Below are 18,693 nucleotides of genomic sequence, written 5' to 3'. Positions count from 1 at the left end.
GTGCAGGAGGGGAAAGGCACGCCACCGAAGGGAGCCGACAAGCCAGACGCCGAATGGATCAAACCTGGCCTTGTCGGACGAGTGAAGACCCTTAAGCGCGAGGACAAGCTACGCCATGCGACTTTGCAGGCGATCCGTGAGGCGAAATCGTGATGTTACGAACGCCAATGAAGTAGGCCCGCCTGACAGCCCACGTCCTAAAACACACCACCGATGCCTATCCCCCCACTAATGTCTGGTGGGGGGGCTATGGGGCGTTGCGGGACGGCCTGCGCGCGTTTCGCCGCCTTGCGGCTGGGGCCGGTTTGCGAAGGGCCGTTGTCCGACGCGACTTTAGCCGGCTTGGCCTTGACGATGACCGGCTGCTTGCAGATTCTGCCGGAACGCAAAAAGAGATCGCCGAGCAATCCGACGGTCGGCTCGGTCGTGGGTGCGATCTGTTTGGTGTTTTTGTAGTAGTCGGTGAGGGCACGGATGGAGCCTGTGCCCCAATCGCCATCAACTTGCATCCGGTAGCATCCCAGGCGACGAAGTTCGGTCTGAATGCTGCGCGCAAGATCGCCTGCCTTGTCCTTTTCCGCTTCGCCCGCCGAGGCGCCGACAATGAGAGTTTCGAGGCCGGAGACGACGCTCTGGCGAGCGACTGCAACGCTTTCGGTTGAAGACAGATTGGCGACCCGAGTGCCGACCGGCTCCGCTGAACCGCCTGACGGTGCCGGAATCTCGACGGACCGCAGCGTCTGTCCGACGATGAGCACGGCGGTCTGCAGGTCGTTGGAGGCGAGCTCTATCTGCAGCTTCTTCTTGGCGTCTGGATCGGACAGGATGCGCGACAGGCTCGCGCTCAACTGCGCCGGATCGAGCATCTGCTGTTCGGTGAAATAGAATTGTTCACGCAGGTTCGACTGATCCCACGGCACCTGGCGGCCGACGGTGAGCGCCTCGGTCTCGTTGCGGACGCGGATCATCATGTCCGAAATGCTCAAGCCAGGAATTTCGACGTTTTTTAGAAGCGCAGTGGTGAACGGGCTGTTTTCGTCTGTCCCGTCGACGGTGACGTTCCCGGGCTGGGTGGCGAAGGCGACAAACGTGTTTTCGCCGACCTCGACCTGCGCCAGACCGTTGGAGATGTTGGCGCCGCTGCCCAGCGGATTGTTGCGGCAGGCATCAAGGAAGATGAAGGTCTGACGGCCGCGACTGGCGAATTTGGCGATCACATCATTCAGCTTGACGGCGTGCGCCGTCAGCTTGTCCAGGTTTTCCGGATCGGGCGTATCGATCGGTAGCAGGTAGTTTTCGCCCTGCACCTGCATGCCGTGGCCGGCGTAGAAGATCAGCACGGCGCTGCTTTCGGGCAGCTTCGCCTCGGCGTCATGGAAAAGCTTGACGAAGCCATCGGCGGTAAGATCGGTTCCAGTCAGAACCTCAAAGTTCAGCCGCTTCAGGCTGTCGGACAGTTTCGTCGCATCGTTGACCGCGTTGGCGAGGTGCTCGAGACGCTTGCTCTGGTAGTTCGTGTTGCCGATGACGATCGCCAGCCGGTTGCGCGGCTGTAATGAGGCGTTCTGTTCGACCGCGGCGCGAACGTCGATCGTGCTCAAAATCGCGAAAAGCATGAGCAGCGGGATGCGCAAGTATCCGTGGCGGTGGGTCATATCGGCATGCTCGTTCCAGCCTGCGTCAATCTTGATCCGGCGGCCTTCGAACGCACCAGACGCAAACGCAATCTGCCCGAGCGTTTGGACCCCGTGCCGCCAAAGGCCCGCAAATTTTTATACCAAGTATCCTGTCAAAGATAGGAAAAAGGGATTTGTATGCAGTCACTGGACCGTGGAGGGCTCGATGCCGACCAAGATCAACCTCGCGCTGCCGGTTTACGGAGCAGCCTACAAAAGCGTATTCGTTCGCAGCCTTTTTGCGGCCCTGACTCACGAAAGCCTTTCCAGCTACGCGTTCACGCTGTCGGAAATCGAGTACACGGATATACCGTTTTCTCGGAACTATCTGCTCACGAATTTCTACTACAAGAAGCTGGACTGCAGTCACATCCTGATGATCGACAGCGACATGGGCTTTTCGCCCGATCTCATTGCCGCGATGCTGGCGCTCGACAAGCCTGTAGTCGGCACTTTGTATCCGCGGCGTCTGGTCGACCTTCGCAAACTTCACTCGCTGTCGAAACTGCCGTTCGACAAGGCCTTTGCGCAAAGCCTGGAGTTCCTCGGAACCATCATCGAACCGCGGCAGGAGATGGGCGGCTTTGTCCGGGTATCGCTATGTGGCACGGGTATCTTCTTGGTTTCGCGCGACTGCGTCGCCAGGATAATTGACAAACTGCCCGAAACGGTGAACCGGTCGCGCTACAGAAAAAACAAATACGCCGCACAGTTCGAGAGCTTTCTGACGCCATTTTCGAAGATCGTGACGCCGGACGTGGACTTGCCTACCGATTTTTCTTTTTGTCATCGCTGGGCCCAGCAGTGCGGCGGGGAAATATGGGCAAGTTACGACCGCAAGGTTGCCCACGCGGGAAGCCTGACCGTTTCGGCAGCCTATTCTGACCTCTAGATGTTCGCGTCCTTGTACCGCGTCGTACTGCATCTGAGCGGTTCAATCTGAGTTCGATAGTGACCTTGTCGCCACACATGACCTTATAGTGGCCTGAGAGCGAACGCCTAACCATTGCCGACGAGCAGCGCGCTGCGTACACTGCCTGTCAATCAAGTCAACGAGCCCCATTGAAGGGCCGGTGATTTATTGTAATTGCCTTAACTGTGACGGTATCGATTCTCGTAAGGTGGGATCGAATGAGAGTGCCGCGCGAGGCCTATCAATTGGCGGGTGTTTCGTTGCTTGCGTTAGCGGCGGCATCCACGTTGCAGATATCTGGCGCGGAAGCGTGCTCGGCTATCGCAAGCGGTGCTGGTACAACAGTCGGCTCAGGCATCTCGGCCGAAACGACGTTCGAAACGACATCGGTCACGGTCGAGTGCAGCACAACTGGAAACGTCCAGGATGTCGGCGGCGTATTCACGACGGGGTTCGCGGGATACAAGGGGCAAGCCAACGACTCGTCAACAGTCATCGTCAACGATTATGACGGAAACGGCGATGACATTGTTAGCATCTTTGGCGGTATCCTGGACAACAGCACGCCTACCCCCGTCATAAGTGGCCTGCCGCCGGTAACGTCATCGGCAACGACATCCTTGCAGTCGGCAGAGGGGACCCTCGAACTCTTTGGCGGCAACGACCGGTTCGAGATGTCCTATGGGGATTTGTCGGGCGATCCGTTCGCCCCAAATGTCGACGCCAATCTCGACGCCGGGGCGGGCGATGACACCGTTATCATCCAGGCCGGCAGCATCCACGACATCGATCTTGGAGATGGTGTCGACAGTGTCGTGATATCCGGCAGCGGCACACAGGTCGGCAATGTGACCGGTGGCATCGGTGACGACCTGATATCGGTCGGTATCCTCGAGGTCGAGGAAGGCGTTTTTTTCAGCGAGCCAATCGTCGGTATCATCTCTGGGGGTGAGGGCGGTGATACCATTACCATAGGGGGAGGCAACGTCGAGGCCGTGGATGCCGGGGCCGGCGACGACCAGGTCAGCATCGGCGGCAATACCGCAATCGAATTGGATATCGATGGAGAGGCCGGCAACGACACAATAACGGTCAGTGGCAACGCCACCATAGGCGGCAGCATTTTCGGCAACGATGGCAACGACACCGTCAACATCGACGGTGGAACCGTCGGCACAACCATATCGCCGGGCATCGTTGATCTTGCGGGCGGCGCCGACATTTTCAACATGACCGCGGGCCATGTGACCGGCTCGGTGTTCGGCGAAGGCGGCGGCAACACCTATACCGTCAGCGGCGGCACGGTCGACGGCTCGATCTATGCCGGCAGCCAGGACGACAGCGTATCGATCTCGGGCAACGCCAGTGTCGGCATCGACCCAGGTGAGGGTGGGGAGGGCACAGATTCTGTCGGGCTGGAGGATGGTGACGACACCTTCGACATGACCGGCGGCACTCTTGCGGGTGCGGTAAGCGGTGGTGCCGGCAATGATGTTATTACGCTGCGCGGCGGCACCATAAACAGTTTTCTGGAAGGCAACGACGGCAACGATCAGATATTGGTCTCCGGCGGCGTGCTTGCGGGAGAGGTCACCGGCGATGTCGGTGACGATCTGATTGTCATCAGCGGCGGCGCCATCGGATCCAGCGTTTCCGGCGGCGCCGGCTTCGACAATGTCTCGGTCACCGGCGGCACCATCACGGGCGGCATAGACGCCGAGCATGTCCATCTGTCGGGCGGCACGATCGGCGGTAACATTACCGGTCTTGGTCCCGACACGCTCGTGATCGACGGCATCGGTGCGGTTGACCCACTCAATTTGAGCGATGGCGTTCTGTTCAGCGGCACGGGCGCCAACGGCACCATCACCGGCACCGATCTCGCTGCCGGCGGCAAGAGCCAGAACTTTACCGGCTTCGACAATTTTTCCTCCGACAATTCCACGCTGCGCTTCAGCGGCGGCACGCAAGGCATCAACCACCTCAACCTGGGCAGTGGCTCGACGCTGTTCATCAACGGCAACGTCACCATGCCGGGTTCGATCATCGCGACGAATTCGCTGATCGACATGACGAACGGTGTCGCTGGCGATGTGTTGACGCTAGGCGGCCTCACCCTCAACGGTGCCAGCATCGGCCTCGACATCAACCAGCAGACATCTCAGTCGGATCAGCTCATTGCCGATGCGTTTTCGGCAACCGGCGCCAATACCATCATCGTCAACCTGCTCGGCACGCCGCAATTTGCCGAGCCGACCGACATACCGCTCATTGTTTCGACCAACGGCCCGGTCACCGGGACGTTCAGCGTCGCAGGCGTGCCCGGCACACCGGGTTCGCTTTTCACCTATGCGATCGTCACAGGCCCGAATGGCAGCGTGTTCCTGCGTGCCACGCCAGTCAATTTTGGCATTGCGGCGGCGCCGACCAGTGCCACCAACGCCGGCGCGGTCGCGGTGGCAATCGAGGCTCTCTACGGCATAAACCGCGACGCGCTCGATGCTGACCTGCATCTCTCGCCCGCATCCGGTTCTGGAATGGTGCCGGTTTCGGAAAGTTTCGGGGTCTTTGCTTCAGGCCAGTTCGCCCATACCGAGCATGACGGCTACAACATCAGCGGCGGCGGCTTGAACGGCTCCGGCCCGAGCTTCGATGCCAATGATTTTTCGGCTGCCATCAGCCTGGATTTCAATGCCGCCAAACACTTCCAGTTCGACAATGAGTACGGCCTGAACATCGGCGTTTTCGCCGGCTACGCCTCGACCGACGTCAACCTCGGCGCGTTTCGGGGATTTGATGCCATCGGCGAAGGTACCAACAAGGCCGGCCTGTTCGGCGGCTACGCGCTGTTTCGCAAGGACTACAATTACGCGCTCGTCTCGGCCTCCGGCTTCATCGGTGGAAGCGACGTGACGAACGGCGTGCTCGGCACCACCGGCAGCTATGATACCAAGGGCTATGCAGTGACCGCATCGGTCGGCCATATCTTCAAGCTGGGCGAGCGCACCCGCTTCGATCTGCGTGGCGGCCTGCTTGGCGTTTCCTTCCGTGGCGATCCCTATAAAGACAGCGGCGGCAACGAGTTCGGCAAGAGCAAGCTTTCTTTTGGCGCGATCAAGCTCGAGCCCGGCATCTATGGCGACTACACGCTAAGCAACGGAATGGTGATCAGCCCCTATGCGCGAGGCGAATTGCAGCAGCGTTTCGGCTACAAGAACACCACCGAAATCGACACCAGGGAGATCGACTTCAACGATGCCGATTTTTCCGCCGCGCTGTCGACCGGCTTCAACCTGAAGATGTCGGCTGCGACCACCGTCAACGGCGAAGTTCGCGGCAAGGTGTCATCGGACAGTTCCACCATCGGCGCCAAGCTCGGACTGAAGATCGCCTTCTAACCAAGACGATGAACCCGAGATTTGCATCGCTCGGGAGTGGTGCACCGCACCACGCGAGATGCTCGCCAAGCGACAGCAAGTGTTCTATGCTCCTCGCTGAGAAATCGTGAACTGCTCTAGGCAGGGGGTTCCATGTTCGAAGTCGTGGGAGTCTGGTGGAAAACACGGGCAAGAGGCTGGCTCGTTATAAACGCGCTTGGCTTGGTCGTTGCGTTGTTGGTGTTGATTTGGCCCGGACTGGGAACTGCGAAGGCAGAGACGAACTGGACGCTGGACTCGACCGCTTCGGTCCTGACCTACCAATCGGTCAAGAAGAACACGATCGTCGAAACCAACAAGATCAGGAATATTTCCGGTAGCCTCACCTCGGCGGGTGATGCGAAAGTCACCTTCGACCTCAATTCGGTCGATACAGGGGTTGACCTTCGCAACGTCCGCATGCGGTTCCTTTTCTTCGAGACATTCAAGTTTCCCTCCGCCGAACTGACCGCGAAGGTAGATCCCGCCGCATTTGCCGACCTGGCGACCAAGCGACGTGTGAAGGCGGTTCTTCCGTTCCGTCTCAGCCTGCACGGGGTCGACAAGGATCTTCAAGCCAACATCGTGGTCACCATGATCAGCGACACCATGGTGTCGGTCGCTTCGGAGGCTCCTGTCGCCGTGCATGTGGAAGACTTCGGATTGCTGCCGAACGTGGATAAACTCCAGCAGGCGGCCAACGTGACCAATATTGTTCCCACGGCATCGGTTTCATTCGATTTCGTTTTCGTCGCTGACGGCAGCAAGCCGGCTGTTGTCCAACCGGTTGCGGCGAGCACTGCCGATGTCGGGCCTGTCACCACCGATGCGGCGAAGACCAGCTTCAGCGACGAGGAGTGCCTCAACAGGTTCGCGGTGCTGTCGCGCACCGGAGCCATCTACTTTAGAACGGCGAGCGCGCGGCTCGATAGCCAAAGCCGGCCGCTGCTTGCTGAGGTCGTCGGCGTCGTGGGCAAGTGCCCGGGCCTGAAGGTCGAGGTTTCTGGACACACCGATTCCGACGGGTCGCCCATCGAGAACAAGCGCCTGTCGGAGCGAAGGGCCCAGGCGGTTGCCGACGCCATAGTTGCCGCTGGCATTCCGCGCACCCAGATCGCGGCGACTGGCTATGGCGAGGAGCGCCCGGTTGCCGACAACGACACGCCGAAGAACAAGGCGCTCAATCGGCGGATCGAGTTTTCCGCCACTAAGCTCGTCAACTGAGGGACGCCCTGTTGTCCCGGGTGGGTTTTGATCGTATCGGCCATTGCGGTGGACTTGTGGGCGCCATTGCGCTTGTAGCGCTGGCACTGCTTTTGACTTTGTCGGCCGCCAGTGCTGAACGCCGTGTTGCGTTGGTCCTTGGCAACTCCCAATATGAGCATGCGCCGGCGCTGACCAATCCGGTACGCGACGCCCACGCCATGGCCGAACGCCTCGAGAATCTGGACTTTGAAGTCGTTTCCGGCTTCGATCTGACCAAATTGCAGACCCAGACGACGATTGCGCAATTCGCAAAGCAGGTGCGCGGCGCCGATATCGCCCTTTTTTTCTACGCCGGCCACGGGTTGCAGGTTTCAGGCAGCAACTACCTTCTTCCGGTCGACGCAGCACTCGAGGACGAGACTTCGCTCGATTTCGAGGCGGTGCCCGTGGACTTCGTCCTGCGGCAAATGTCGCGCGAGACCAGCATAAGGTTGATTTTTCTCGACGCTTGCCGTGACAATCCGCTTGCCGAAGTGCTGGCAAAGACCGCCGGCGTGAAGGGAGCAAGAAGCGGCCTTGCCGAAATTCCCATCGAGAATGGTGGCGCCGGCACGCTTGTCGCGTTCGCCACCAGTCCCAATCAGGTCGCCTTTGACGGGTCGGGCCAACATTCGCCGTTCGCTTCGGCGCTGCTGGCGCATATGGGCGAAACAAACGTTTCCATCACCGAAGCCATGAACCGCGTTACCGCCGATGTCTTCAAGGTAACCGCCGGCAAACAGCGCCCCTGGAGCAATGTCTCGCTGACCACTGAGGTCGTCCTGCACAAGATCGACCTCAACGCACCGCTGATCGTCGGCGAGGCGACCACTCAGAAATCGGAAGCCGGTTCGGATGGGCGAAACGTTGCGGCAAACCCGTCGGGCGCCGACGACGCCCAACTTTCGCTCGATATGCTTCGTCAGAAAATCCCAAGGCTTGCCTCCGACGAGCCTATCTTTTTTGACCATCCTGTCGATTTCGGCGATCCGGAAATCGACGGCAAGAGCATTGCGGAGCTGATCAAGGGCAAGCCACGCTTCAGTCCTGTGGAGGGGCTCGACAAGTCGGTATGGGAAGGAAAGCACTGCGACGGTTGCCATGAATGGAACGAGGCCCGGCTGTGTGAACAGTCGAAAAATTTCGCCGCCAACGACGTGTCTGTCTTACGGCTTCAACATCCGCTTGGAACGCGCTTCAAGGTGGCGCTCGCAAAATGGGCGCAAGGTGGCTGTAAGTAAGCCAGGATGATGACGGCATCCATCGGTTTCTGCCGGGCGAATGCTCTAATCCGCATCCGCTGCTTGGCTCAGGGCCTCGATCTCAGCCATCTGGATGCCCATTTCGACAAATGCCGAAAGAACGGTGAACCGGTCAGCCAGTGCGACACGCGCCAGTCCGGCCAGAATCCCGGCATTGATTGCGTGGGCGGCTGGAAACGGCAGCAACGCCGGTGCCATCGTCGCGGCCCTGGCCGAACCATTGTCACGCCATCCCGCGGCCAGAGCAATCCAGCCGACCGGCGTTGTTGGCGGCGTCGCGCCGGCTGTGCTGAGCGCCGCCTGGTGGCGGAGACTGTCCGGTTCGCCCACCCAGTTGTGGACCAGCGGGAGCAACTGATGATCGGTCTCATCCAACAGGTCGGCCAGGTGGCTCAGGCATTCATGGGCCCACCAGACCGCGGCTCGCTCGGGAAGCAGGTAGGCACAAAATGTAACCGCTTCCTCGGGAACGCGCCCTGCGAGAAGGTCGCGGCAAAACTCGATCGAGCGCTGGTCGGTTGGAAGGCTCCTCATGTCCCGCGCAATAGCAGGACACGCCGCGAAAAGATCCCTTGCCGTTTTGAACCGGAGCCCATTGGCCATGACCGCCACGCTTTCATCGAGAAGCTTGGCCACTCAAGCCTTAGGCGCGGCGCGGGTCAAGTCTCAACCGGTGACGCGGCAACAACTGTCACGCCCCCGGCGATTGCAGACAGACAATTGCCTGCGAATTTGCTATGATCCCAACATCGAAAATCGGAATACTCAACCAGGAGGAGCCGCTATGCAGTGGAGCAGTTCAGCTTTTGTGTTGGCGGTCGTGCTTTTCTCGACCCACGCTTCCGCCGACCCCGTTCAGAAATCGGAAGACATCGTGAAGTTTTTTGCTGGTGCGGCCGATCTCGGCAAGTCCCGCGGGATTTGTGTTGGCTCCGCGGAGGAGTGCAAAAGCAAGTCCAATGACGCGTCGGCAGTGAAAACCGGCCTCGACATGCTGATCAATTTCGGCTTGGATTCGGCCGAACTTGACGCCACCGCGCGCGCTGAACTCGACGAGTTCGCCAAAGCCCTGAAGGACAACCGGCTGAGCACGTTCAGCTTCGTCGTCGAAGGCTATACCGATGCCACCGGCACGGTGCACCACAACGAAGGCCTGTCGCAACGACGAGCGAAATCGGTAGCCGCCTTCCTCACGGCCAGCGGCATCGAGCCTGATCGCATCAACGCGGTCGGCATGGGTGAAAAGAACCCGCGCAGTTCCAACCCATACGATCCGCTCAATCGCCGCGTGGAAATGCGGATAAAGACACAATAGCCACGCAAAGCTGCGCCGCAGCCTGGGATGGGCCGAAGATTGTTCTACCCGATGGAATTTGGACAGGGGTGAGCATAGCAGCGCGAGCGTGGTTCAAAGCGTATTCTGAATTGAGCTTATGACGGCGGTGACGGCCTGCTTGTATTTTTCAAACTCCGGTGACGTCTGGCGGACCTCCGTGGTCGTTGTCTGCTGGGCGGCGCCAGTGGCCATGCGGCCCAGCTTCTGGCCCATTTTCCTTTCGGCCCAGTCCACGACGTAGCTGGCGGTCTTGCCGGTGAGAAACGGGTTGGCCTGGATGACGGCCGACCCCAGCACGGCGCTCAGTTGCGCCGAACCTGTGGCCGACAGCACCTGGTGCGCGCCTTCCATTCCCAGGAAATGACAGAGATAGAGTCTGCCCGCCGTAATCTGGTGACCACGCTCCCGAAGATAGGCCTCGCCTTCGCGAGCCAGGTTGCGAACCATCTCACGCGAGATCGTGGCGTCGTAGCGCAGTGCGAGCAGGTCGGCTGTCGACAGCGTGCGCGCAAGTTCCGGGCGGTAGGTGTTCATCATCCTGATCCAGGTCTTGCTTATGAATTGCCCTGCACCGGTTGCTGAGGAATTTGGGTTCTTGGCGCGAGCGCTGCCGCCGCTTTCGACATGAACGATACGGTCGGTGAGCGTCTCGACCGCGGAATCGTCGGAAGCGACCGCGGTGACCGTGCCGAGTGGGTCGATCGCTGCGCCATTCTGGTAGAGTTCGAAATGCAGGTGGGGCCCGGTCGAAAGGCCGGTGGTGCCGATATAGCCGATCACATCGCCGGCTTTCACCCTGGTTCCGACACCGGTCCCGATTGCAAATTTCAGCATATGCGCATAGCGCGTCTCGCGCCCGTTTGGGTGCGAGATCTTCACCAGATTACCATAGCTGCCGCCATCGCCCTGGAAGGTGATCTCACCATCGAAGGCGGCTGCGATCGGCGTGCCAACGGGAGCCGCCCAGTCGACGCCCTTGTGGATGCGAACGGTGCCGAGAATTGGATGCTTGCGTGGCCCGAAGGTGGATGTCATCACCCCGTTGACGGGCGTGACCATGCCGTTGGTGACCGTCAGCGAGCGGACCTGATCGTCACCGGTAACGCACGCAAACTGGCCCTCGCTCAGCTGGAAGACGAAACAGTCGAGGCTCTTTTCGGTGCCCTGCACGCCGACATACAGCACACGCCCGTCAGTCTCGCCCTTGCCGCGCGGCGTTTGCGAGTAGATCAGCACAAGGCGCTGGTCCTCGCTGGCGAAGGCGTCCAGATCCTGCCCTCGCGATAGGTACATGATCGCTTCGCCGATCACGCCGGTTGGAACACTGTTGCGAGCCGCCGTCGAGTAGATCGCGTCGAGCAGGCGATACTGCCGCTTGTGCGTGCCTTCCCCCTGTGCGCCCGAATAGTTGAACAGATCTTCACGGACCCAGGGATCGACACCCGATACGAATGCGCCCGCCGCATTGCGTGTCAGCGTGCCAACAAAGACGTTCTTGGCGTAGATGGACACCTGCATCAGCGACATGGTCGTCGTCTCGCGCCTCGGCCTGAAACCACGCATGGCGATGACATAGCCCGGTTCCAGGCCGTCGCGGTTGAAAAGCGCCTTCAGCGCTTGCCCTGCCAGCTTGGCGTCCTCTGCGGAGAAATGCGCATCGAGCGCGACGCTGTCCAAAGAGCGGTCGTTGAGGATTTTCACGAACGTGTCTTCGGTCGCCTCGAACCGCTGATACTCATTCGAGACGGTTGCGACACTCGTGTTGTTTTCGATCTGCGTCTTCTGGAATGCGGGAAGGGCTGCATCGCCCGCATCGATGGTCTCGCCCCAGCCGGCTTCGGGATCATCGGCGTCCGCCCTTTGGTCGGGTGCTGCGGCTGGTTCCCCCTCTATCGGCGATGGCTCAAGATCATTCTGCAGATCACCGGATGGTGGGGCAGCAGTCTTTCGTTGCGCCTGGAAGAATGCAAAATCCTCTTGCGTCGACGGTATCGTTGTCATGAATTTTTCGCTCGCGCTAAGCATGACGTCAGACAGGATTTCGATCTGTGGAGAAACGCCGGCCTGGTTGAGTTCCGCCGGGCGCGGCATTGTCCGGCCTTTGGTTGCGGCGCTGGCATCGGGCGCCAGCGTGATCCACATCGGGTCCCCCGCCAGATCGATAATGGCTGGCACATACACGGATGCGTCCGCCGGCATATCGTCCGCCCCTTCGACCGCATGCAACTCCTCGTCTTCGTCTCCGAACGACCAATACTCGGCGGTGAGGTAGAAACCGGCGGCGATAGAGAGCAGCACAGCCACCGCGAGACCGGCAACAAGCCTGCGCCGAAGCGTGCGCCTGCGAAGGGCCGCGCGCGCCTGCTTTTTCTGCCTGAAGCTCGTGTCGATACCGTGCGTCACGGATTGCTTCCCGTAAGAAAGAAAGTCCACCGCGCCTGTTCGAGGGTATCGACTTCAAGAAATTGTGCCGCGATATGGCCGCGCTGCCAGCACTCGTCGATGCCGCGTATCGAAAAACGTCGCCGCTCAATGCACATTTCGGTCGATCCTGTGAGGATCGCATGACCAAACACGTCCGTTGCGTAGATGTAGATGTAGCGGTTCGTCAGTTCCTCACGAATGACGTTTACGCATTGATTGGCGCCGATGGTCCACCAGCCATCGGTCTGGTCCGCATTGTCGACCTTCTGGCCGACGGCGAGATTGACGACATCCAGAGTCTGATTGCAGACCGTGAACTCGGCGCGCGCTTCGCTGGATGACAGCACGGCCAACAGGGCCGCCCCCCCCATGACCGCAAGCCTCATGCTGCCACGCAGGGCAGGGGCCCGAACCGGATCAAACTGCCTTATTGGCGGGTCAGAGCGGCTGAGTTGCATCGGGCGCCCATGCTATCCGCCGAGCCGGAAATACTGGGCGGTGGCCGAGAATTGAGACCCGTCGGTCTCGATTTCCTCAAGAATCTTTGGGAGCAGCACCGAGGCTGGCATGGGCGTGGAGAACGCGGCTGCCTGGATGTCCTGAGGGCCCGTGATCACCATTATGATCTGCGGCACCGCCTTTCCGGCGGCTTTGTCGGCGGCCCCGAGACCAATCGGGATGCTGAAAGTAGCCTTGCCGGGTTCTACGACGATGCGGTCGTCGAGATTGAACACCATGCCTTTATGGTCGATCAACAGCACGCTGGACCTGAGCCCGCCACGCGTCACCAGCGTTCCGCTGATCGGCGTACCGTTTGGCACCGATGTCCGATCGAGAACAAGCTGCGGCTTGTCTGATGCGGTCTGCCCGATAAAGCGCAGAAAATTGGTGACTTCGCATTGGCTTGGTTCAATGAGCCGGACGCTGATGTCCGGCTCGACATGGAATTTGGCCTGGAACTCGGCCAGCATGCCTTCGAATGGCTGGACCGATGTTCCAAAGCCTTCGATCGCGGCAGCCTTGTCGGTTGCTGAGGTCATCGTCGCATAGAAACAGTCGCCGCCGCCGAAGTCGCGAACCCATGACACCCGTTGGGCGATGTCGTCGACGGCCGGGGGAATCTCCGGTTTGGGCACGTTCAACGCGACAGCAGGTTGGTCCGGCTGGTTGCTTGTCGGCAAGGCAGGGCTCTCGGCGTTCGCGACAGCCGGCGGGGCCGCAGTGGGATTGGGCTCCCGCGTTGCGGGTGCCGCCGGCTTGCTGGCCTGCGGTTCGGGCTTTTGGCTCTCGTCAACCTTGGGCTCAGCGGGCGGCAGCGTCGAGGCTTTCTCTACCGCCGGCGTCGGGGCGGTTGTCTCACTGGAAGCGGCCAACGTTTGACTGTCGCTGGTCATCGTATCCGGCTGGATTGGCGGCGATGCCTTTTCGGGTCGCGGCCTGGCGTCCGTTGCGGGCGGCTTCGCGACGACGTCGTTCTGTGAGGGGACTTCGGCGGGCTTGGTAGGCTCCGGCTTTTGAACCCCCAACGTATCTGCCGGATTTTCAGCCGCCTGTCCGCTGGCCTGCACGGGCGAAACTGCCTTTGCCGGCTCAGGGGCGGCAGAGTCCGCCAGGGGCGGCTTTGACAGGCCGGGCGGGAGCTTGGACGGCTCCGGTGCCAAAAGCGATGTCTTGCCGGCAGTCGGTGTGGCAGGCGTCATGAAGCCGCCCAGGTAAAGGCCCGCGCCGGAGGCCACAGCCAGCATCGCCAAGGCAGCGATCGCCAGGGTTCGGGTCCTTGTGGACCTTCCAGGCAAACGCGCCGTGGCCTCGCGCGGCATCGGCGCCGCAGGCGGCCGTTCGAACAAATGCGCGGGCCGCACGTGCTCTACGAAGGGCTGTCCGCCTGGGCCCGCTGCGGCTGCGTCGTCGTGCCTTTCAACATTGTGTGATCGTGCCTGGGTTTTGCTGCCGGATGCAAAGGTTCGCGGCAAAGCCGACCGATCGCGGGGTGTGATGGACGCCGGCGGGGTTGTCTCCTCGTTTTCGTCACGCGTCATCCTGGCGATTTCCGCCATGCTAACCGGCCGGTCCTGCGGATCCGGTTGCAGCATGGGTTCAACGATGTCACGAAAATCATCGTCGATGTCGGTGAGATCAGGCACGGTCCGGCGCTTTTCGATGACCTCGAATTGCGATCCGCTCATATCGATTGGCTTGCCGCGCAAGGCGGCAACCAGCACCAGCCCCAGGCTGTAGATATCGGATTGCTCACTGACATCGCCGCTGTAGAGCCCGAGCTGTTCGGGTGAAACATAGTTGTATTTTCCCGCAAACTTTCCGCCGATCAGGGTCTCACCGCCGACACTCGCCGACCGGGCGATACCGAAATCTATGATCTTCGCGCGGTCGACCCGGCCTCCCGGCAAGATGATGTTATCGGGCGAGAGGTCGCGGTGTATTGCTCCCGCCTGGTGCACGGCGCTCAGGCCGGAGGCGAGGCGGTGGCAGAGCTTGCGCACATCAGCCGCCGGCATCGCGCCACGCCGCATGATGTCGAACAGCGACTCACCGTCGACGAATTCCATGGCAAGGTAGGGACGGCCGATCCCGGGATCGATCGTGAAGACGTGGTAGCGCACGACCGCGTCATGCGACAGGTGATTGAGGATCAATGCCTCCTTGCGAAACAGCGACAAGATCGTCTGGTCACGGGCGAACTCGGGCAAGACGATCTTGATCGCGACATGGTCACCGGTCTGGATATTATGACCACGGTAAACCTCGCCCATGCCACCGAATGCGATGCGTTCGTCGAGCTCGTAGATGCCGCTGAGTTGCGTGCCTACGACGGTGTTGGCCATGCCCCCCGATATGCGCGTCTTGTCGTCGGAGCCCATCAACCTCAGGCCTTCGCTCTATGCAGATATGGAGGAGGCAATTGGCCATCGCGCTCGTGTCCTATCTTTACGAGGACGATCGTGACGTTATCCGTTGCGCCGCGCGCCAGCACCATGTCGAGCAGGTTCTCGCAGGCTGCCTGAGGTGTCGCCGACACCGTCGCCGCCTCGATCTCGGCGTCGGTGACATGCGCCGTCAGACCATCCGTGCTCAACACAAAAATATCCCCCGGCATGATTTCTCCCTGCTGGAAATCGATGACAATCTCGTCGCTGACGCCGATCGCTTGCGTGATGACATTGCGGCGCGGCCACGTGCGTGCTTCGGCTGCGCTGATGATACCGCGGTCGATGAGCTCCTGAACTTCGGTGTGGTCTCTCGAGATCTGCGAGATCGAGGCGTTGCGGACAAGATAGACGCGGCTGTCACCCGCCCACAGGCAGGCAAACCGCCCGTCCATCGCCAGCAGGGCGGCAACGGTGGAACCGATGGTTATGCCGCGGGATTCAGATATGCCTCGGATCTCGGCATTGGCCCGGCCCAGCCTGTCCTCGAAGCGGGCGCGAAGATCGGGAGCTGAGCTCGCAATGCCGATTGTTGACAGATGATCGACGATACTGGCGGAAGCGACCTCTCCGGCGTCATGTCCACCCATTCCGTCGGCTACCACCCAGACGCCAGTTTGTGGCTCGACCAGATAGCTGTCTTCATTGAGCTCACGGACACAGCCTTTGTGGCTCACGCCGAAGCTCTCAACGGAAAGGGCGACAGTATTCAATTTGCCACCAAGCGCTTTTCAAGCGTCCTTCTGCGGCGCACCTTTGGACGCTCGCTGGCGCCACTTTGCCACAGGCTCGAACATTAAAGTATCGAAAACTAAGGAAAACCAGGCTTTGAACGCCGTGGTCAGCGGACCGACGCCATGTTCAGCAGATGAACCCTGTTCAAAACGCCTTGGGACAGCTGAATCCGGACAGGGCCGGGAGGAAGAAGGGGTTGGAGCCTGAGCCTGTCTGGAGAGCATAAGTAACGTCGCGTCCGCCGATCACGAAGCGCGCTTGCATGTTGCTGTCGTCGCCGGTGACGGCAGCCTTGTCCAGAAGTCGTTTCAGCGCCCAGGGCCCTTCGAACTTGATGGCGGATTCGCGGCCTGGCATCTCCGGCGTCAAGCTTAGGCTGGCGGACGCGGAAGCTGCCTCGCCCGGCCAGGTGACCGCGCTCGGCGCGTTGCCCGTCTGATTGCTCCAGACGATCTGGCCTTCGGCATCGAGTATCGCCGTATCGACATCGCCATTCAGTGAGAACGGTGTGAAAGTGATGCTGACCGAAGGCAACGAACCGCCCGATGGGAAGAAGGCGCTGCGGATTTCCGCCGCAAGCTGGAAGTCTTTCAGGGTCGATTTCGACAGGTCGCGTCCAAAGCGCGCATCCTGTTTCCAAGTCCAGTCCTGGCTGGTCATGTCGATCAGCGATGCTAGATTTTGTGCGAAGAACCGGTCCAGCAAGCCGCCAGGGGCGAACAATTTGGCGAAATCTGCCATCGCAACATCCTCGGTGGCGTCGCGGGCGAAGGGATAACGGCCGCTGATTGCGGCTTCACAAGGGGCTGTGACCGTCTGGTCAAGTATCTGATTCAAGTTGGTCACCGAGGTTTCGGCAACGTTGCCTTCGAACTCATCCGCCGTCGCGTTGACCATCCGGCCGAGTTGCTTGGGCAGGCGCGAGACATTGGCGCGAAGCGTGGCTATCTGCAGCTGCAGGTTCGAATTGACGCGTTCCGTCTGCGAAGGAACTTCGGCCGCCAGTTGCAGGCTCTGATAGATATCGCTGAAGTTTTGGGTCAGAGCATCGATCGGGCGATGTCCGGCAGGGCCGTTCACCAGGGCCTGGAATGGTCTGAATTGCGCTTCGATGTTTGCTCCTGGACTGAAGTTCCGTGCGTCGGCGGCCCCGGTGCCGGCGCGGCTTTGCGATTTGCCGCTGGCGATTGTTATGCCGATGCGGGCCAGGCCCTTGGCCAGATCCGCGGGGTTGCGCGGCGGGTTCTGGGCCGTGCCTTCGATCTCGGTGCCGGGATCGGGGCCGTCACCTGAGTCCCGCGTCAGAGCTGTTTCATCGGCGATTGCCGCAAAGAGCTGATTCATCGGTGAGCTTGGGGAGGCAGCGGCCGAAAGCGCGATGTAGTGCGGCTTGTCCGTCAGCATCGCCTTGAATTTCAACTGGCCGAGAACGCCGTTCCACGCGGCCGCGAACTCCTTGCCGTAGCGATCAAGAAGTTCGGGGCCGAGCTTGAGCAATTGCTGGTTGATGTCGCCGTGTTCGCCGCCGCCCCCGAGAACCCACTGCTCGTCGACAAGCATCTGCGCAATGCGCGACAGTTGCCGGAGATAGAAGGTGTTGAAGCCGGAATGAGTATAGATGCCGGGAATACGAAGCCCTGACAGATCGCCGCCATCGATGCGCTCGAACAGCAGCTGCGCTTCCGGCCCGCCTTTCTGAGACAGTGAAAAATCGTCCAGCACCGCTGCGTATATAGCCGACTTGATCAAGGCCGAAGCGCGATCGGCAAGGCTCATACGCCCGAGTGAACGTTGAGCGGCTTCGACAAGCGGCTGGTTGAGTTCGAAGACCGGATCATAGGCGTCGTCCAATGCAAGCATGGCGCGCAGGTGCTTTTCGAGCTGCTCGCGTCCTTCGCGATTGTTTTCGCCCGGATATCGGTTCTGCTCCCAGTCCCGCTTCATCCACGAAACGATCAAAGCGTCATCGACCTTCGGTGCCTTGCCGCCAAGCATCAGATAGATTTTCAACGGTTCGTAGAGGGCGACGGGATCGGCCATCTTGGCCTGGATCGTCCGCTCGGCCTGGATCAACAGGCGCGATCGGAGCAGTCGCTCCAGCGCCTGCCGATAGGCTGTTTTGGATGCCGAAAGAAGTCTCTCCCTCTGGCTGAGGCCGAACGTCTCCTCTAACGGTGTCGGCAAGTCACCGGTTTCATACCCCGCCGGCAGATCGCGCAACTGGTCAAGCGGGCCGATGACGTTTTCAAGGTCGACATCGGTGACCGTGCTGGCCTTGAGCAACGGGGCCGCCGTCTCGCGATACTGGCCCATGGCCAGCGTTGTGGAGGCGATCAGCGACCGGTTGGAAGCAAAGCTCAGGGCGAGCGTACCCAGTGCGGCGGCGGCGATCAGCGTTATGGCACCCAGGCCACCAAATCTGACGATCGCCGCACGCCTTGCAGCCGATTTGTCATACGAAACCCAGCCCGATTCGGCAAAAATGACGTCCGTCAGCAGATCATGCAAAAAGAAGCTTTTGCCGGTTCCAGAAAGGTGAGGGCGGGAATTGCCGCCGAAATTGCGGCCGATCGCGCCCAGCACCTGATCGATAGGCGTGCCCTCTTGCGTGCCGGACGAAAAATACAATCCACGCAGGCTGACATTCACCTGGCTGCGTCCGGGATCGAACAGAGCGGCGACAAAGCTGGTAACTCGGCCCTTTAGTGCGCCGAACTGTGCCGGAAAACCGAAGATGGAGA

12 protein-coding genes are annotated in these 18,693 nt (G+C 60.5%); 5 read left to right on the top strand and 7 right to left on the bottom strand.

All coding sequences use genetic code 11. The annotated features are described in order from the left end of the window. Positions 1 to 197 precede the first annotated feature (197 nt). A complete protein-coding gene (locus tag EN955_RS27090; RefSeq protein ID WP_245265373.1) occupies positions 198 to 1,616 on the bottom strand; it encodes a caspase family protein in 1,419 nt (472 codons plus the stop codon). A 226-nt stretch (positions 1,617 to 1,842) separates the two neighbouring features. Here EN955_RS27090 and EN955_RS27085 point away from each other — a divergent pair, with 226 nt between their 5' ends. The 4 genes from EN955_RS27085 to EN955_RS27070 all read left to right on the top strand — a co-directional run bounded on the left by EN955_RS27085 (position 1,843) and on the right by EN955_RS27070 (position 8,491). Then, entirely contained in the window at positions 1,843 to 2,568 is a 726-nt protein-coding gene (locus tag EN955_RS27085; protein WP_081714364.1) for a hypothetical protein, read from the top strand. A 239-nt stretch (positions 2,569 to 2,807) separates the two neighbouring features. Continuing rightward, on the top strand, positions 2,808 to 5,987 hold the full coding sequence (locus EN955_RS27080) for an autotransporter domain-containing protein (RefSeq protein WP_081714361.1): 3,180 nt from the start codon (positions 2,808 to 2,810) through the stop codon (positions 5,985 to 5,987). 132 nt (positions 5,988 to 6,119) lie between these two features. Then, positions 6,120 to 7,229, top strand: a complete 1,110-nt coding sequence (locus tag EN955_RS27075) for an OmpA family protein (protein ID WP_024504495.1) — start codon at positions 6,120 to 6,122, stop codon at positions 7,227 to 7,229. Positions 7,230 to 7,249: 20 nt separating this feature from the next. Continuing rightward, a complete protein-coding gene (locus tag EN955_RS27070; RefSeq protein WP_224673649.1) occupies positions 7,250 to 8,491 on the top strand; it encodes a caspase domain-containing protein in 1,242 nt (413 codons plus the stop codon). Positions 8,492 to 8,536: 45 nt separating this feature from the next. On the opposite strand, the gene EN955_RS27065 is transcribed toward EN955_RS27070, so the two are convergent. Beyond that, positions 8,537 to 9,148, bottom strand: a complete 612-nt coding sequence (locus tag EN955_RS27065) for a hypothetical protein (protein ID WP_224673521.1) — start codon at positions 9,146 to 9,148, stop codon at positions 8,537 to 8,539. A 148-nt stretch (positions 9,149 to 9,296) separates the two neighbouring features. On the opposite strand from EN955_RS27065, the gene EN955_RS27060 reads away from it, so the two are divergent. Next, complete coding sequence (locus EN955_RS27060) at positions 9,297 to 9,827, top strand: OmpA family protein (protein ID WP_013525282.1); 531 nt, start codon at positions 9,297 to 9,299, stop codon at positions 9,825 to 9,827. 93 nt (positions 9,828 to 9,920) lie between these two features. Here EN955_RS27060 and EN955_RS27055 read toward each other — a convergent pair whose 3' ends face one another. The 5 genes from EN955_RS27055 to tssM all read right to left on the bottom strand — a co-directional run. Then, a complete protein-coding gene (locus EN955_RS27055) occupies positions 9,921 to 12,251 on the bottom strand; it encodes a M23 family metallopeptidase (protein ID WP_024504492.1) in 2,331 nt (776 codons plus the stop codon). Continuing rightward, on the bottom strand, positions 12,248 to 12,658 hold the full coding sequence (locus EN955_RS27050) for a DUF1036 domain-containing protein (RefSeq protein WP_024504491.1): 411 nt from the start codon (positions 12,656 to 12,658) through the stop codon (positions 12,248 to 12,250). Before EN955_RS27050 ends, EN955_RS27055 begins: the two co-directional genes overlap by 4 nt. An 84-nt stretch (positions 12,659 to 12,742) precedes the next feature. Next, on the bottom strand, positions 12,743 to 15,151 hold the full coding sequence (locus EN955_RS27045) for a serine/threonine-protein kinase (protein ID WP_024504490.1): 2,409 nt from the start codon (positions 15,149 to 15,151) through the stop codon (positions 12,743 to 12,745). Between the two features lie 5 nt (positions 15,152 to 15,156). After that, positions 15,157 to 15,930, bottom strand: coding sequence for a protein phosphatase 2C domain-containing protein (locus EN955_RS27040; RefSeq protein WP_013525286.1), 774 nt, complete (start codon positions 15,928 to 15,930; stop codon positions 15,157 to 15,159). A 166-nt stretch (positions 15,931 to 16,096) separates the two neighbouring features. Beyond that, a partial coding sequence (gene tssM, locus EN955_RS27035; RefSeq protein WP_127223483.1) for a type VI secretion system membrane subunit TssM occupies positions 16,097 to 18,693 on the bottom strand: 2,597 nt, incomplete at its 5' end.

Origin of the sequence: Mesorhizobium sp. M7A.F.Ca.CA.001.04.2.1, from assembly GCF_003998485.1 — a bacterium.
GTDB classification, from domain to species: Bacteria; Pseudomonadota; Alphaproteobacteria; order Rhizobiales; family Rhizobiaceae; genus Mesorhizobium; species Mesorhizobium ciceri.
This window is presented reverse-complemented; position numbering and strand designations above follow the sequence as displayed.

Coding starts and splice junctions, on each gene's coding strand:
- EN955_RS27080 (WP_081714361.1), top strand. CDS start 2,808: ATGAGAGTGCCGCGCGAGGCCTATCAATTGGCGGGTGTTTCGTTGCTT.
- EN955_RS27060 (WP_013525282.1), top strand. CDS start 9,297: ATGCAGTGGAGCAGTTCAGCTTTTGTGTTGGCGGTCGTGCTTTTCTCG.
- EN955_RS27075 (WP_024504495.1), top strand. CDS start 6,120: ATGTTCGAAGTCGTGGGAGTCTGGTGGAAAACACGGGCAAGAGGCTGG.
- EN955_RS27085 (WP_081714364.1), top strand. CDS start 1,843: ATGCCGACCAAGATCAACCTCGCGCTGCCGGTTTACGGAGCAGCCTAC.
- EN955_RS27090 (WP_245265373.1), bottom strand. CDS start 1,616: ATGCTTTTCGCGATTTTGAGCACGATCGACGTTCGCGCCGCGGTCGAA.
- EN955_RS27050 (WP_024504491.1), bottom strand. CDS start 12,658: ATGAGGCTTGCGGTCATGGGGGGGGCGGCCCTGTTGGCCGTGCTGTCA.
- EN955_RS27045 (WP_024504490.1), bottom strand. CDS start 15,151: ATGGGCTCCGACGACAAGACGCGCATATCGGGGGGCATGGCCAACACC.